Consider the following 16655-nt stretch of genomic DNA (forward strand, 5'->3'; position numbering starts at 1 on the left):
CTAAGAACTAGTCAAACAATGGCTGACCTTGGAACAGATCATAGACGCGCTGGAGTTCTTCCTCTTCCAAGCCCTTTCCATCGCAATAGGACAGGTTCGTTCGAAGAGACGTTCGCGAGGATGTTCCCGTTAATGTCACATGAATAGTTGGATGGCTTATGCTAAACCGCATGGCCGGTTCAATAAGACCCTTTGGCTCCGACTTGCGCAGGAATTGCAGCTGGTCGATGCGGCTTTGCGCTTTACGCGAGATGGCCTCTTCCAGAAAATGAGCGGGAGCATCCGCCAGCATGCCCAGTCCAAGAACGCTGCCGTTGATGACGCCGATACCGGTTTCCTGCGCAAGAGGCATCACTTCATCCTTAGCCGTATGATCGATCAGCATATAACGGGTATAGAATTGAATGGCATCGAAGCTGCCTGTTCTCATATAGTCCATTAGTAGAGGAAGAACACGCGTCGTTACGCCTGTGAATCGAATTTTCCCATCCTGTTTCAGCTTCTCGAGCGCAGGAACAGTTTCGTTCATAATGAGATCGACCGGTTGCGTTTCCACATCGTGCAGCTGCAGGATATCGATCCAGTCGGTTTGCAGCCTCTGTAAGCTCTCTTCAACGGAACGGATCGTGCTATCGTAATCGTAGCGAAGATCCGAACGGACCGCTTTTGAAGCGAGAATAACTTTATCTCTGCGTCCGATAAGCGCTTTGCCGATCCGGCGTTCGGATTCGCCCATGCCATACTTAGGCGCGGTATCGATAAAATTAATACCTGAATCGATTGCTTCGTGAATGAGGCTCTGCACCTCCGCTTCATCCGTCCTGCCGAAGTCGCCTGCAAGCGGTGCACCGCCAAGGCCGAGCTTGGAGACGCTAAGTCCGGTTCGGCCGAATGTTGTATAAATCATAGCGTTACCTCTTTCGCTGCTTGATGTAAACGAGGAAGATTTCGAATACCATTAGCTTCTATTAACGCGCTGACAGGCGTTGTTTGAATTGGCTCCCAAGGGAAATCGCTCTTCAGACCGATCAAGCTCTGATCGATCGGTGTAAAACCGAGCGCCAAAGCCGGCGAGTCCGGACGAAGTCTGAAGTCGCCGTTCTCGGCATCCACGAAGAGCGGATCCTTGCCGAGTACGGTGTGTGCATCGTGTCCGTAAGCCGCCTTCCAGTTCTCATACGAGAGATAAACGGTACTTTTATCGCCCATAAGCACATCTGTTGAACCAATAGGCTCGTAAATGAGATTATGATCGAAGCCCGCAATCCTCTCCGGCAGCTCACCATCATAAACTGATGTATAAACGGGATTCCCCGCAAAACCTTCGGGAAGGTGTTCGAAGCCATAAATCGCGGTCGTATTATTGTTGTATAGGATGTTGCAGCCAAGCTTCAAACCATAAGAGACTTCGGCAAATTCTTGCATCCAGATCGCCCATGTCAGACCGTTATTCGCAATAATGTTATTAATTACCCGATTTTCAATTCCTTTCTCCATAATGCCGAAAGCATGACCGCCGTGTATTCCATATACGATGTTATTCGTGACTGTCATGTAATCCGAGCAGTCATCCAAATAGATGCCGCCGAACCAGTTGCGCCAGTGGTTGAGATTGACAAAGTCGTGTACGCAGTTATGATCGTATACATTCCCCGTACCTACTCCCCAAGATTCAATGCCTGCTCCGTCCTCGGAGTTCGTCATCACGTTGGAGATGTCATTAAACAAGATCCGATTATTTCGGGTATAAAGAAAATCATAGCGATTGTCTCTAGTCACCGAGATCCCATAGATAGATCCATGATTTTCGAGGACTCCGTAACGATCGCCTTTCATTGAAATGCCATATCTCGGCGCTCTCAAAATACGATTATGCGAGATCTCGTTGTCACCGCTTTGATGAAGCTGTATACCGGAGCCTCGCGTCAGCTCGAATTTGCCGCTGTCAAAGATGAAATTGTTGGATACGATATTGAACTTGTTGACATAAGCATCTTCTGCGGACAGAAACGGTCCCCGGTCAAAGGACCAACCCGTTAAATAAACTCCGTTTAAACCGGATCCTTCAATCCAGTTTCCATAAATCTCGTTATGCTGTGCATGCTTGTTGAGCCATATTCCGCACACGCCGGCATTCAAGAGCTTGCAATTCACAACCTTAATGGATTCCGCATTTTCCATATAAATGAGACCGTGCTTTGTCTCTTCACGCTCTGCGTTGCCGTTTACAAAATCAATGGAGTCCACATAATCAAATTGTTGGATCGTATCCGTTAATTGAAGCTGCAGTCCAATAACTTGAATGTTCTTTACCGGGGCAGAAGGCGAGCTTCCAACCAGTCGGAACATATCTGTCATGGTCGGTGCGGCAATTACCGCGTTCGAGATATCTGCGCTTCTTGGCCAATAGAACAGTTCTCCTTCTTGTGTATCCAAATGCCACTGCCCCGGACCCGTAAGTGCGCTGCTTGCGTGACGAATCCCCCATTCATCGTGTTCGATTAAGGATTGAAAGGACCAATTTCGATCAACCTTCGCTTTATAGACGCTAAATTTGATGTGCTCCCAGTTTGTAATGCGCTGTCCTCCGTAAAGAATCGGCGTTTCGCCGGGGTAATTGCGGTACTGTACGTTAAATCCGTTTGAACCGCTATCTCGTTCGTCAAGCACGAACTCGCTATCCAGATAATAGATGCCACCTCGTATATAAACGACGATATCCTTCGTCATCAGGCCATTAATGGAGCGAACGCCGTCGCGCGCCTTCGCAAGCGTTGCGAACGGTTCTTGTTCCGTACCCGGATTACAATCACTACCATGAACAGATACGTAATAATTCAAATTCAACGTCTCCTTCAACCCGTTCTTAAATAGAAAGCGGCTATATTTGGAGCCCGTAGATTCCAAATATAGCCGCGGCACCCAATGCGCTTATGGATAAATCAGTCTGTTATTGAACGTGATATTCTGTATATTTGGATGCTTTTGCAGATGCGGCAGCCAGCTCGGTTTGAGCCCATTGGAAGTTTTTATCCGCACCTAATTGTGTTGCTTTATCGATCAGCTCTTGCTTAAGCTCGTTGAATTGCGCGTCATTCTTCGCGTATACCATTTTCCATGACATCGTTTTGAGAATTTCACCCAGCTTCTGCTGGATAACCTTGATATCATCCGATGGAGCTCCTGCGAGTGCCACTACGCCATCGTCTTGAACAACCGTCAGATTCTTCTTGGCATAGTCATACACATTCAACGAATTATTCGCGGTTGCCCACTCCTGCTCGGCCGACGTCAGGTTTTTCTTCACGAACTGCGACCAGCCTTCATGCGTGATCGACTCGTTCGTTCTTGGATCGATGTTCCATTTGTTTAGCATCAAGAAGCTTTCGTAGCCGGCTGTGGAAGGATCGTTCTTCGCCACTTTTTCCAAGTATTCGGGCGCATACTCGGCTTTCCCGTTATTGAGCGTCCAAGCCTTGCCTTCGACGCCGTTCATCAGCTCAGTCGAACCCTGTACCGTTGCGGAATAGTTCAGCAGCTGGATAATACGGTCCGCATTTTTGGAATTTTTACCGATGCCGAATACGTAACCGCCGCCGACCGGCAATTCTGCTTGTACAAGCATTTTCGCTTCGTCTTTCGGGAACAGCGGAATCATGCCTGCCATCGGATTGGATTTGACGAGATCATTGCCGTTAAAGATTTGCGATTGCCAGCCCCACATCGTTGTCAGTACGCGGCCTTCTTTCGTTTTGCTTTCTGCATTCGGCCATTTTTGGGAGATCGAATCCGGATCAAGGATACCCTGTTGGTTCGCTTTATGGAAGAATTCCACGCCTTTCATGTAATCGCTGGAAGGATCAAATACGCTCTTAAGCTGTTTGGTAGTTGGATCGTATTCCGTGAATTGCAGCGTTCCCGAGTTTGCGCTGACACCCATGTATCCCGGTATCGTAAAGTCGACCAAGCTCATACTGATGGAATCCCAATCGCTCCACAGCTGCAATGGATATACTTTCTGACCTTTGTCATTCTTCGGATATTCCGCTTGCATCGTTTTCAATGTGTTTAGCAGATCGTCAAAGGTTTTCAGTTCCGGAGATCCGGCTTTCTTGTAGAGATCATATCTGGAATAGAGAGCCATATGAAGAAGGTTCGTTGGCTGACTGACGCCGATTTGCGATGCCAAGCCATACAGCTTGCCTGATCCATCGCTATAATTGTCTCTCATGTATTGAAGCATCGAGGGCAGATTGTTCGTGATGTCCGGGCCGTACTGCGCGACCAGATCATCCAAGGACATCAGAACGCCTGCCTTGACAGCGCTTTCGAATTGCTTTTTATCCTTGAACTCGATCAGGTCCGGCATATCGCCGCTTGCCATGATTGCGGAGAGCCTTTCGTCGAATTTATCGCCGGCGAAGATATGATCGATTTTCAAGCCGAATTTCTTCTCGAAGATCTCTGTTGAAATCTCATCGCTCTGAACGCCGGAAAGGCTGCTTGGGCCAATCAACGCCGAAATTTTGACCGGTTCAAGCGGCGCCTTCTCCTCAGTTTCAGTCGTCGTGTTATTCGAATTCGCCGCGTTCGACTTGTCGTTCGAAGCCGTATCGCTCTTCGTGTTTCCGTTAACATTACCGTTATTCCCCGTGTTCGAGCTTCCGCAGCCAGCCAAACTTGCAGTGAGCATCGTAGCGATTGTCACCGCCGCTAAAGCTGAAACCTTCTTCTTCATTCTTGTGTGCCTCCCCATTTGTATACATGCGTCTATATTGTAGTTCTACCCTTTCACTGCGCCTAGCATAATCCCTTTGGTAAAATAACGTTGCATAATAGGATAGATGCAGACAATCGGGAGAATAACAACCATGGCAATCGTCATGCTGACCGCGGTCGGTGTGAGCGTAAAATTCGAGGCCGATAGGCCCGCTCCGCCGTTAACCATAATTTTGCTGGCTAACGCATCCGCTTCCGACATGAACTTGTACAAGACAAATTGCAGCGTGTTTAACCGTGAATCTGTGATGAGAAACAAATTATCGCGCAGGTTATTCCATTGATTGACCGATTCGAATACGGCAACCGTGGCCAGAATCGGTTTGGACAGCGGTACTAAGATGCTCCAGAATACCCGAAATATACCGGCTCCGTCGATTTGCGCTGACTCCTCCAATGCGCTCGGGATGCTCTCCAGAAACGTCTTGATCAGAATGATATAGAACGGAGCAACGATGTACGGAATGATATAAACGGCGAACGTATTCATCAGATGAAGGTTTTTTATGTTGATAAACCATGGAATCAAGCCTGCATTAAAGTACATCGTGACCAGCACGAACCGGTATAGAAATTTCCGCATAAACATGTGGGGCTTTGTGAACAAGAATGCAAGGAATGACGAGCCTGCGAGCGTACAGGCTGTACCGACAACCGTTTTGAGAATCGTAATCCATAGCGCCATGCCAATTCCGTCAAGCTTTAGTACTTGAATATAGTTCTGGATATTAAACCCCTTCGGGAATACGACCAGCGCCCCGGAAGCTACCCATTTGTTGTCGCTCACAGTGAGCACGAAGATGTAATACAAGGGAAAAATACATAACAGCGCGAACAGGATAAACGCCGTACTATTGATGAAGCTGAAGCTGAAGCTCCCGAATGATGCCTTTTGTTTCATGATGGGCAATCCCCTCTTTAAATGATTCCTTCTCCGCGAACCTTCTTCGAGGCAAAGTTCACCGAGAACAAGAGCGCAATGCTGACAACCGACTTCAAAATGCCGACCGCCGTGGCAAACGAATAATTATAGCCTGACATGCCGTTTCGTATGCCGACATTATAGACATAGAGATCGAGCACCTCGATGGAATCGGTGTTCAGCGCGTTCTGGAAAACCAAGTACTGATCGAGGCCGTTATTCAGGAAGTTGGCTATGCTAAGCATCATCAGTACGAAGAAGGTAGGCATTAAATGCGGTACCGTGATGGACCACATGATCCGGAACCTCCCGGCGCCGTCGATCCTGGCCGCTTCATACAGCTCGTTGTCTATCGAAGTAACGGCGGCAATGTAAATAATGGCTGTCCAACCGATCGTTTTCCAAGCCAAGTACGCCGTTTGAGTCAACCAGACATGGCTCGAACTAACCAAGAAGCTGATCGGATCTTCAATGATATGGAGCTGTATCAGCAGCTTGTTGATAAAGCCATCGGATTCCGAGAACATGGAGAATGCGAACGCATACACTAACGGCCAGCTTAAGAAATTCGGAAGCGTCGTCAACGTTTGAATGGCTTTCTTCAGCGGTTCAAACTTCATCTCCACGAGGAATAACGCGAATAGTAGCGGCAATACTTGAACGAGCAAACTTAAGAAACTAATGCCTAGCGTATTCGACATAATCCGTTTCACTTCGTCGACTGTGATCGGATCGCTTAAAATCATTTTGAAGAAGAAGAACCCTTTGAACTCCGAATCGAACAACTTATGGCCGAGCTTGTAATCGAAGAACGCGTACATCCATCCGTACAGAGGCAGGTAGCTGAAGACAAATACCAGCGCTATGAATGGCAAAGCCATATAAAACAGTTTCTTGCCTTCCTTCTCGGAAACGGTTACAGTTTTACTGCTTGCTGTGCTGCTCATGGTTGAGTGTCACCTCCCTTAACACTAATGGTAACGGAGATGGAGGATGACGCTCAATTGTCAAAACTCTCAATCGAACTGTCAAAACTCTAGAGCCTTTTCACACGATCATCAATTGTGCTATCTTAGATGCTAACTGGAGGGACCTGTCACATGTATAACGTGGTGATCGTAGATGATGAACCGATCGTAGTCGAAGCATTGAGGAAATCGACCGTTTGGGATGATTTTGGCCTTGAAGTTATTGGAGACGCTTACAACGGAATTGAAGCCCTTGAGTTGATGGAGAAACACCATGTCCATCTTCTGATTACGGATGTTCGTATGCCGCAAATGGATGGAATCGAACTCATTCGCAGCATCCATCAACGCGGATGGGACATCAGGATTGTTATCCTGAGCGGCCATGACGATTTCTTATATGTGAAGCAAGCCGTCAAGCTTGGTGTCGAGAATTACATGCTGAAACCGCTGGATAAGAACGAATTCGTTGCAAGCATCTCAGCGATAGTCGAGAAACTGCAGGATACCGCGAACCGTCAGATCGGACTTGCCGAACAGTTGAATGCATTTCGCGAGAACCTCCTGCTTCGATGGGTGACAGGTTCAATCTCAAGAGCCGAATTGAAAGAGAAATCACAAATCGCTCAAATCGAGCTAAATCTCGATTGTTTTCGCATTGCGTTAATTAAAGTACTGAGCGGCGAAGATAACGCGCAGAAGCACAGGGTTGCCTTAATGATCCGCGATCAACTGGCTCAATGGTTTAACCACGAAACGCTGCGTTTGTCTTTCTGCGACTCTTCTCACGACGTGGTTGCCATATTCTCTGAACCCACTGAAGCAAGCGACGGCGCTCCCCTTCTTGGCCAGCTAAAGCTATTTCTTTCCGAGATTAAAGCTCGAAACGACCTCCAAATCTTAATCACGATCGGGCAACGGACAACCGATCTGCTTGGCGCAGATTTCAGCTATCAGTCCGCCAAAGAGCTGCAAGGCTACAGTTTTCTATTGCCTCCGAACAGTCTGATCGATTCCGACGATGATACGAAGAACCACTCCGGACAAGAACAGCTACCGAGCTTTCCTTATGAAACCATTAATAACCTGATCTTGGCTGGAAGGAAAGAAGAGTGTTTGGAATTGACCCGGGCAGCGTTAGAAGGTCTACAAGACGCATCGCATCTCCCGCTTTTACAGCTCAAGAATGCATTGCTTGAGCTGCTGTTTCAAATCGCCAACACCGTGAAAAAGTCAGTTGTTAATCCGCAGCATGTTCCGGATCAGTTCAAGCATCTTTACCTTCGATTCGAGTCTTCTACCCGATTCGATGATCTAGCTAAGCTTGTTTATGACACTGTTGCCCTCGCTTCGGATCTCTTCGGCGATAAGAGCGGCACTGCCAACGCGACGATAAAACCGATCTTGGACTATGTCTTGCAGCACTCCAATCAAGATTTATCGCTAAAGACGTTGTCCTATAAATTCAATATTAATGCGTCTTATTTGGGTCAGCTGTTCCGGAAAGAAACCGGGATCTTGTTCAGCAGCTACCTGAACCATCTGCGAATCGAGAAGGCCAAGGAACTGCTGATGCAAACCGACATGAAAATGACGGACATAGCAGCCAAAGTCGGTTACTTGGAACCAAGCCATTTTTATAAAATTTTCAAAAAGGCGACCGGTGTGTCACCGGCTGAATTCAAATGAAAAAACGAATACGTATCAAGCTGTTTACCCGAATCCTGCTGCTCTATATTCTGGTTCTATCCGTTGCCCTCTATATTTTCACGGGGTATGTGTCCAGAAACTCCTACGCATTGCTGAAGGAAGGACAAATCGGAATCCATCAGCAAATTATCGCAGCACTGCAGAATACGATGAACGACCGTACAAAGACGATTAAAGACATCCTGCTCAAAATATACGACGACGAACAGTTATTTGCTTATATCATGAGTATGATGGACGTTACAGACCAGTCAGAATCTGCGCCTTTAGACTCCTATGAGAGAAAGAACATGGCTTACAAACTCGAAGACCTATTGAGCCTTGACCCTAACATTAACAGCCTCATCTTCTATAACAGCCATTCGCAGAAGGCTTATTTGTACATGTATGATTTGGACTATGCATTTTTTGACCATACGGAAGCGATCCTGCAGAACATGCCCCGTTTACGGGATGCGTCACAGGAAAGCTTTATCATTCCTGCCCATCCGGGGGAATATATGGCCTCCCAAGCATCCAAGAACTACTTTGACGTCGCCAGTAACTTTTACTACCCGAGCTCCAGCCTCTTTCTTGGCCGTTTCATCGTAGAATTCGGGATGGACGATCTGCAATATACCATCGATCAGTTCGGCAAAGACATGAAAGGCTATCTGCTTGTGTTAACGAGGGATGGAGAGGTTGTGTTCGACTCGTCTTCGACCTATTATGGGCGAAAATATCCCTACTTCGAGCAGCTCCGCCAATCATCGGATTCCGTGATGTTGGCCGAGGACAGCATGGTAAGAATGGCCAGCTCCGATAAAGACCCATTTATCTATGCTGCCGTATTGCCCAAGTCAGCATTGAAGAAGCAGCTGAATATTTTTAACAACTCCACTTATATCGCAGCCATTATTCTGTTGCTCTTCATCTTCTCGGTTTATTTTCTTGTGACTAGCATCATATCCAAGCGGGTTAACCGGATCGTCAAAGCAATGAGCAAGACGGTTGAAAGCAATTTGGCTTACCGGATCCCTTTAAACAATAAGGATAATGAATTCGAACAAATCGCCATTCATTTCAACAAAATGTGCGACAGCCTGCAAGACCATATTAATAAGTCTTACGTCTACGAGCTGCAGCAAAAAATCGCGGAGATGAAGATTCTCGAGAACCAGATCAATCCGCATTTCTTGTACAATTCGTTAGAAGCGATACGAGCAAGACTTGAGATCGACGGGAATGACGAAGGCGGAGAAATGATTCATTCGCTCGCTGCTCTATTCAGGGCATCGCTCAAAGCAGATTCGGTCGTCACCCTGGCTGAAGAAATCGACTTATGCAACATGTACCTCACAATATTCAATGCGAGATATCAAAACTTCTTTCACTACCAGATCGAAGTCGAACCGTCGATTATGGGGTATGGCATCATTAAATTGATTCTCCAGCCGCTTATCGAGAATTACCTCATACACGGCTTCGACCGTAAGCGTCAGAACAATCTGCTTACGATCCAGGGTTATAGGAATGAGAATGATCTCCGTATCACAATAGCCGATAACGGAAGCGGCATTGGACCGGAGAAATTGAATGAAATCAGGCAAAAACTGACCCGCTCTTCACAATCTTCCGATAGAGGAAGCATAGGATTGTATAACGTTAACGAGCGCATCAAGCTTTTGTTTGGAGCAGCCTACGGATTGGAAATGGAGAGCTCCGTGCTCATAGGAACGACGATTATCGTTCGAATCCCTTGCAGGCAACCGCATGAGATCAAAGCGGCCGAGCTCGAGATTGGCAACGTTTAATTAGTCAAGGCAACACCAAGCAGGCCACTCCTTATCCATGATAAGGAGTGGCCTGCTTGGTGTTCAAAAGACAAGAAGGGCGCCTATTCTAACTGGATAGGCACCCTTCCTTTCTGTCTACATTATTTAAAAATCAAGACTTTGCCGACTGTGCCATCCGCACTTTCGCCCACAACACGGAACTTTAATCCGTTAGCTGGAATGTTACGTCCGGCATCGATTAGACCAGGGTTCGAGAAGTTCTCATGGTCATCAAACAATGGGTTGCGAGCAGTATAATTATCTTTCATCGTAATCCCTAAAAGGTTTTTGTAATCCAAGAACATGGCATTTGTTTTATTCAATCCAAATGCTGCGTCATGGACTTGGTAACGAGAAGAAGCAACCGCTTTATCGCTCCAGTTCATTGCACGCTGATCCGCATCGACAACGCCCAGGAATCCGTCTCCGGGGTGAACGCCCGTCCAGTTATTGTCAAAGGTTTCATCCACATACCAAACCACTAGACCTGGGTCATAACTCATGAGGCTTGCGCCGCGACGGATGTGCCCTAAAGCCGCATCCACCCCGTTATGGGATCTCCATTCTAACAGATAGTAATTTGTAGAGAAGTAGGTTCCTTTGTCTTTGGCGAATCCTTGTAACGTAAACGCTGAATTTCCTTCTGCATTATCCGATAAAATCGGTTGTCCGTCAGATGTGAGTTGGATATCGTCCACGTAGAATCCGCGTTGAGCGACATAAGGATCTGTCCAATAGTTAAATTTAATGCTCACTTGTTTTCCTGCATAGGCACTTAAATCAAATGCAGCCGGTACCCACCCGTTTGACACCCCCGTAATCCCGTGACCCGGATTTTGGTTGTTCGGGTTGCTGTCCTTCGTGATGTTTCCCGGAACGGAAGTCCATGCGCCAGTCCCTTCTTCTTTCACTTGAACAGACGCATAATCCCAATCTTCTTCAATGTCGTACCAAGCTTGGAACGTTAAAGTCGGATGCGCAGCATTGATCAGGTTAACCGTTGCTATCATGGAATGGTCGATGTCATTTCCTGAACCGCTATAATATTCATAGGTTCCGCTCGTTGGAACGTTCACGTGATTCTCTTTATCCGGTAAATCCACGCGTACCGCGTCATGGTTGGTTCCTTTAGTGGAAGCTTCATCCAATAAAACGGTTGTTCCCTCGCTCGTTACATCATTTGCATGGATAGTGGTTCCGCTAAGCCAGTTTCCACCGTGTAAATGCTGCAGCATTTCTTTATCATACGGGCTGAATCCAGATGGCTCTGTACCTGGAACGGCTCCTGCCCAGCTTCCTGCCGACATGATGGACCAATATGCAACCGGTTCACCGGCACCGGTGTATTGCGTGTCATATTCATCCGGAAGACCCAAATCGTGACCATATTCATGAGCGAAAACGCCTGCAGCCCCGTCTTCCGGTTCAATCGTGTAATCCCAAGCGCCTAACAATCCACCAAAACGATTGCTATTGGATTTTCCGCCCGGAACCGCAACCGGACCCGCAGCAAGTTTCGAACGGTGTGACCAAATTGCATCCAAGCTTAAGCTTCCGCCGCCCGCTTCTTCACCTACCCCGGAATGAATGACCATTAAATGGTCAATGATGCCGTCCGGTTCATTGTAAATGCCGTTTCCGTTGTAATCGTCGCGGTCCCATACATCATAGTCGGCTAAGTTAATGGATGGATCTTGAGCTGCTTTTTTAAGCGCTTCTTTCACCAAGCCCCTGGCGTTAATATCGTCGCCATCCGGCGTTGGATAGTTCGCTCCGTAGTACGCGGCCGGATAATCGGATGTGTACCAGCCCGCTACCGTTCCTTCAACGGTATAGCTTCCGCCCGACTGGGCTTCATAATATTGTTTCATGGAAATCATCTTTTTACCATTTGGCCCTATATAGCCGTTCGGTCCGAAAATCATCGTTTGAAAATGATCATGGGTGTAATCTTCATAAAACATATCCGTTTCTTCTTTGGTAATGGAGCTCTTCGGGTAATTCGGAAAATCGATCGCTAATACGAGCACTTTATCCGTACGGACACCGCCGCTATAGGCTTCTGCTTCAACAGAGTCGACCGTCGTTTTTTGGGCTTGCCCTAATTTATTCCCCTTGCCGTTCACCAATCCATTAGCGTTGGAATTCGGTTTATCTTTCAACACTTCCAGAACATCGGAGTCGAACCCTTTTGACTTTACTGCTTGATTTTTTGCTTTCAAAAAAACCGTCAACGCTTGTTCGGCTTCCGCGGGACTTGCATCCTTTCCGATCTTCCCTTGCTTTTTTAGCATCTCAATCAATCTTTCGTCATTGGCTACCCCTAAATCAGTCGTTGTCCATTCCTGAATTACAGCATTGGCTGCCTGTTTATCCGCATGAGTACCGACGTTAAATAAAGTGCTCGCCACAATGGCACTGGCGGAGATACCCGATAGCAATTTCCATCCTGTTTTGGGCAATTCTTTTACCCCCTGGTTATATGAAATAGACTGCAAGGTTAGTATACAGTAGATGTATTGTAGAAAAATGCTGTGTGATGTCGAATATAAATCCCCCAATTATGCTTCACTGTAACGGCTTTATTAATGGAACTTCCAATAAATCGAAGCAATTATCTCAGAAAAACATCCGAATTCCCCCAACCTACTCCTCTGAATTTATGTCTCCGGACGGAAGACGACGCAATTAAATTGTGATGCATGCAAGGGTCGATGCTTGTACAAGTCTCAAGAACTATAGCATTGGGACTATGCCCAATTTAAAAAAGCGCTGTTGCATTCGCAACAGCGCCTGTGATTATTCGCATTAAAATGCCAAAATCATCCACATTCTTCCCGGCTGGCTCTTCAATTGCCCGCTCCGTCGGCATCAAATCGGCTGAGCATCGCGCTTCAGTCGCACCTCAATCCCTAAATAACCCCCCATCATCGCCACGATAAGAAAGACGACATGAATGACTTGGATCGGTGTCTCCGGATAACAATCGTCGTGATGAAGTCACCAACATTCCTTAGAACAAGAGCAGCCAGAATGAAATAGAACGAAATGTAAGATAGTCCTATTGCTTTTCCCAGCCACTTTCCAAGGATGACTTCGCTGTATTCCATTAAGGATTGATTGGGGTAACGTGTTCCTAACGCATTAATCATGAAAAAAAGTAATAGCCCCAGTCCGAATCCCACTATAGCCGAAATCCAACCGTCTTGCTTGGCAATCGCTGTTAGCGCAGATGGAACGATAAGGATCGTGCTGCCTAGACAGAAAAGCATCACTAACCCTGTGAATTGTCGTGTATTTATTTCCCCTTTTTCAATCACCTGGCACCCCCGTACGTCTAATTTGGGTACTCACTTTAATATGGACGGGAAGATTCGTAAATTCTTGTTCCCAATTGTCCTTAAGTTGATTCCACGCTTTATAATTCGCACGATGGATAGCCGTTCCGAATCCAAATATATCCGAATGGTATTTCTTGGCGGAATCAATCAATAACTTGGATGGCATTCATTATTTCTTTGCTGACTTCTTCTTGCAGCATGTCTATCGTTTGATTTTTCCCTAGATCTACCATGCATTCTACTTCTCCAATGTTGCCCTCTACCCGAATGGTAACGTCTATCTGAGGCTGACCATTTACGATTTTTCCTTTTATTTTGTGACTTTCATGAGACTTGCAAAATTGAATTTCCCACCAGAAAGATCATATTGTCACAATTAGTGAGAATCGAAAAAATCCTGCAGGCTGATCAAGATGGTAATTCGGGGCGGCCATGCACCAGATGATGACAACGAAGAAAAACGCCACAAGGATAAGCATCGTAAACATGCGAACCATGACTTCGATCCCGCTTCGCGCCGTAGCGGCGACGAGAAAGAAGAACAGCGCGCGGATGATGGCCGGATTCGTTTCCTTTAACAGCGTGCTATTGAAGAACGAACCGATATCGATCACGATGAAGGAGAGCATTAAGAACATCGTGAGAAGATAGGGGATGCAATATAGTGTCATACACTATCCACACAAATCGCTTGGTTCAGTTTCAAACTAGAAATCGATAACTTCTCTTCGTGCGTGATTATACGTGTTGGTATAATAAAAAAGGATGGCAAGCGCCATCCTTTTTTAACTTTTAATTATTTGGGAAAATCTTTTTTAGTGCAGCGAGTTGTGGTGGTTTAATATTTATTATCGAACGAATACTTTTTGCTTTTTGTTCAGCCTCATTGACTGTGTTGGACTCGCCTAAAGCGATCAGTATACCTGCTGCAACAGTTCCTGTTCTGCTTTTGCCGCCACCGCAATGAAAGCCCACCTTCTTTCCACTTTTATATGCTTCCAGGACGTGATTAATGGCTTCCTCGAAAAGTTCCTCCTCTAGATCCTCGGTGTTGTCTTCGAGTGGTACTTGAATCCACGTTACATCGGCTTCCGGATAAGCATACTCCGTAGCTTCGGCTCGTAGGTCGACGATTACTTCAACACCTTCGTTCTTCACCATTGATTCTACATCAGCAGCGCCACCCATGAAGATCATATTGTCGTGAAGGGTGTGATAATTCTTTTCCTGTGACATTAATTTATTTGCCTTCTTTCACAAATTGCTCAATGCGATCTTTAATCGAATCGCGCACTTCGTTGAATTTCAACGTGATTTCTTCCTCAGTACCGGTTGCTTTAGCTGGGTCATCGAATCCCCAGTGCCATCTTTCGGCTTTGTCATTATGCACAACTGGGCAGTTGTCGTTTGCATGTCCACATAGGGTAATAATGTAGTCTGCTTCTTTCAGGATTTCAGGATCAATGACATCCGAATTGTGATTTGAAATATCAATTCCGGCTTCCTTCATTGTTTGAACAGCACGAGGGTTTAAGCCGTGCGCTTCAAGACCTGCACTTTTCACCTCATACTTATCGCTACCGAGTGCTTTTAAAAAACCGTCGGCAATCTGGCTTCTGCAAGAGTTTCCTGTACATAGAAAGTAAACGAGTGGTTTGTTGTTCTTCATTGTTGATCTCCCTTTTCGTCTATTTGTTTGATTTTTACTACATCTTGAAGGTTTTCATTGTTTTGTCTTGTGCCGACCAGCGCTTTGATCAACATTGCAATGACTATTGTGATTACCACGACAATGGCGATCAAAATCCAAACGTTTATGTTTGTTGAATTGATCAAATGCAACCACAGATACAATCCCGATAACGTGATAAAGAGCGTTGGAACTGTAAGGACTATGCCTGTTTTAAAGTAATTGCCCCAAGTGATTTTAACATCCTTACGCGAGAGGACATGCAGCCATAATAGCGTTGCAAGCGATCCTATCGGCGTTATTTTCGGACCTAAATCGCTGCCGATTACGTTGGCATACACTAGAGACTCGCGAATTACACCTTGCGTTGATGTTCCTTTTATTGCTAGCGCATCAATCATCACTGTGGGCATATTGTTCATGATAGAAGACAATATTGCAGCAAGGAAACCCATACCGATTGTGGAGATATAAAGCCCTTTGTCTGCAATTGCTTGTATAACACTTCCTAGCTCATCGGTAAGCCCAACGTTTCGTAGTCCATAAACAACTACGTACATACCGATTGAAAAAATGACAACTGCCCACGGAGCACCTTTGACAAGCTGCCACGTATGAATTGCTGGGCTGCGGCGCGCTGCAATAATAAACCATATCGCGACGATACCTGCAATGACTGAAACCGGAACATGTATGAACTGGCTAACCAGATAAGCAACCAGTAACACGGCAAGTATAATCCACGAAAGTCGAAACATCTTCTTGTCTTTAATTGCATCTGACGGCTTTCTAAGCTGCTTTAGATCATAGTTGCCAGGGATGCTCTTACGGAAGAACAGGAATAAGACCAGAAGGCTTGCCAGTAAGGAAAACATATTCGGAATGATCATCCGGCTGGCGTATTCCACAAACCCGATACCAAAATAATCGGCAGAGACGATGTTAACCAGATTACTGACGACAAGCGGTAGCGATGTCGTGTCCGCAATAAAACCGCTAGCCATAATGAACGGCAAAATCATCTTCTGGTCAAATTTAAGTGCTCGGACCATAGCAAGGACGATTGGTGTCAATATGAGCGCGGCACCGTCATTTGCAAAGAAAGCCGCTACAGCTGCGCCAAGGAGTACAACATAAACAAACATAAGTTTACCGTTGCCTTTAGCGAGCCTTGCCATGTGAAGGGCTGCCCATTCAAAGAAACCAATTTCGTCTAAGATAAGTGAAATCAATATGATTGCTACAAATGCAAGTGTCGCATTCCACACGATTCCTGTTACGGTTCCGACATCGACGAAATCCACCACCCCGAAAATTAAAGCAAGAATTGCACCTCCACTTGCTGACCAGCCGATATTAAGCCCCTTCGGCTGCCAGATTACAAACGTTAAAGTAATCAGAAAAATTAGAAACGCTATTATCGTCATGTTG

15 protein-coding genes are annotated in these 16655 nt (G+C 46.1%); 2 read left to right on the forward strand and 13 right to left on the reverse strand.

Annotated features, from left to right (window positions below):
* Nucleotides 1-7: 7 nt before the first annotated feature.
* The 5 genes from I8J30_RS07610 to I8J30_RS07630 form a co-directional block, all read right to left on the reverse strand.
* Nucleotides 8-907, reverse strand: coding sequence for an aldo/keto reductase (locus tag I8J30_RS07610; protein ID WP_210656870.1), 900 nt, complete (start codon nt 905-907; stop codon nt 8-10).
* Nucleotides 904-2841 (reverse strand): right-handed parallel beta-helix repeat-containing protein, encoded by a 1938-nt coding sequence (locus I8J30_RS07615; protein WP_210656872.1) that lies wholly within the window; start codon nt 2839-2841, stop codon nt 904-906. Before I8J30_RS07615 ends, I8J30_RS07610 begins: the two co-directional genes overlap by 4 nt.
* Nucleotides 2842-2950: 109 nt before the next feature.
* Nucleotides 2951-4738: a type 2 periplasmic-binding domain-containing protein gene (locus I8J30_RS07620; protein WP_210656874.1), complete on the reverse strand. Its 1788-nt coding sequence runs from the start codon at nt 4736-4738 to the stop codon at nt 2951-2953.
* Nucleotides 4739-4783: 45 nt separating this feature from the next.
* A complete protein-coding gene (locus I8J30_RS07625) occupies nt 4784-5680 on the reverse strand; it encodes a carbohydrate ABC transporter permease (RefSeq protein ID WP_210656877.1) in 897 nt (298 codons plus the stop codon).
* Between the two features lie 17 nt (nt 5681-5697).
* Nucleotides 5698-6648, reverse strand: coding sequence for an ABC transporter permease subunit (locus I8J30_RS07630; protein WP_240547897.1), 951 nt, complete (start codon nt 6646-6648; stop codon nt 5698-5700).
* A gap of 153 nt (nt 6649-6801) precedes the next feature.
* Here I8J30_RS07630 and I8J30_RS07635 point away from each other — a divergent pair, with 153 nt between their 5' ends.
* Both I8J30_RS07635 and I8J30_RS07640 read left to right on the forward strand, forming a co-directional pair.
* Nucleotides 6802-8358, forward strand: coding sequence for a response regulator transcription factor (locus I8J30_RS07635; RefSeq protein ID WP_210656879.1), 1557 nt, complete (start codon nt 6802-6804; stop codon nt 8356-8358).
* A complete protein-coding gene (locus tag I8J30_RS07640) occupies nt 8355-10172 on the forward strand; it encodes a sensor histidine kinase (RefSeq protein ID WP_210656881.1) in 1818 nt (605 codons plus the stop codon). Before I8J30_RS07635 ends, I8J30_RS07640 begins: the two co-directional genes overlap by 4 nt.
* A 122-nt stretch (nt 10173-10294) precedes the next feature.
* On the opposite strand, the gene I8J30_RS07645 is transcribed toward I8J30_RS07640, so the two are convergent.
* From I8J30_RS07645 to I8J30_RS07680, 8 genes are all read right to left on the reverse strand, one after another.
* The gene (locus tag I8J30_RS07645) at nt 10295-12655 is read right to left on the reverse strand and encodes an immune inhibitor A domain-containing protein (protein WP_240547898.1); all 2361 of its coding nucleotides are present in this window, start codon (nt 12653-12655) and stop codon (nt 10295-10297) included.
* Between the two features lie 465 nt (nt 12656-13120).
* The gene (locus I8J30_RS34165; protein WP_210656883.1) at nt 13121-13513 is read right to left on the reverse strand and encodes a GerAB/ArcD/ProY family transporter; all 393 of its coding nucleotides are present in this window, start codon (nt 13511-13513) and stop codon (nt 13121-13123) included.
* Nucleotides 13506-13700 carry a Ger(x)C family spore germination C-terminal domain-containing protein gene (locus I8J30_RS34170; RefSeq protein ID WP_210656885.1) on the reverse strand — a complete coding sequence of 65 codons (195 nt, stop codon included), beginning with the start codon at nt 13698-13700 and terminating at the stop codon, nt 13506-13508. Before I8J30_RS34170 ends, I8J30_RS34165 begins: the two co-directional genes overlap by 8 nt.
* Entirely contained in the window at nt 13678-13881 is a 204-nt protein-coding gene (locus I8J30_RS34175) for a Ger(x)C family spore germination C-terminal domain-containing protein (protein WP_210657562.1), read from the reverse strand. Before I8J30_RS34175 ends, I8J30_RS34170 begins: the two co-directional genes overlap by 23 nt.
* A 15-nt stretch (nt 13882-13896) precedes the next feature.
* On the reverse strand, nt 13897-14205 hold the full coding sequence (locus I8J30_RS07665; protein WP_210656888.1) for a hypothetical protein: 309 nt from the start codon (nt 14203-14205) through the stop codon (nt 13897-13899).
* 121 nt (nt 14206-14326) lie between these two features.
* Complete coding sequence (locus I8J30_RS07670) at nt 14327-14770, reverse strand: protein-tyrosine phosphatase family protein (protein ID WP_210656890.1); 444 nt, start codon at nt 14768-14770, stop codon at nt 14327-14329.
* Nucleotides 14771-14774: 4 nt separating this feature from the next.
* Nucleotides 14775-15203 carry an arsenate reductase (thioredoxin) gene (gene arsC / locus I8J30_RS07675; protein ID WP_210656892.1) on the reverse strand — a complete coding sequence of 143 codons (429 nt, stop codon included), beginning with the start codon at nt 15201-15203 and terminating at the stop codon, nt 14775-14777.
* On the reverse strand, nt 15200-16651 hold the full coding sequence (locus I8J30_RS07680; RefSeq protein ID WP_210656894.1) for an arsenic transporter: 1452 nt from the start codon (nt 16649-16651) through the stop codon (nt 15200-15202). Before I8J30_RS07680 ends, arsC begins: the two co-directional genes overlap by 4 nt.
* Nucleotides 16652-16655: the final 4 nt, after the last annotated feature.

Source organism: Paenibacillus lignilyticus, assembly GCF_017942085.1.
Taxonomy (GTDB): domain Bacteria; phylum Bacillota; class Bacilli; order Paenibacillales; family Paenibacillaceae; genus Paenibacillus_Z; species Paenibacillus_Z lignilyticus.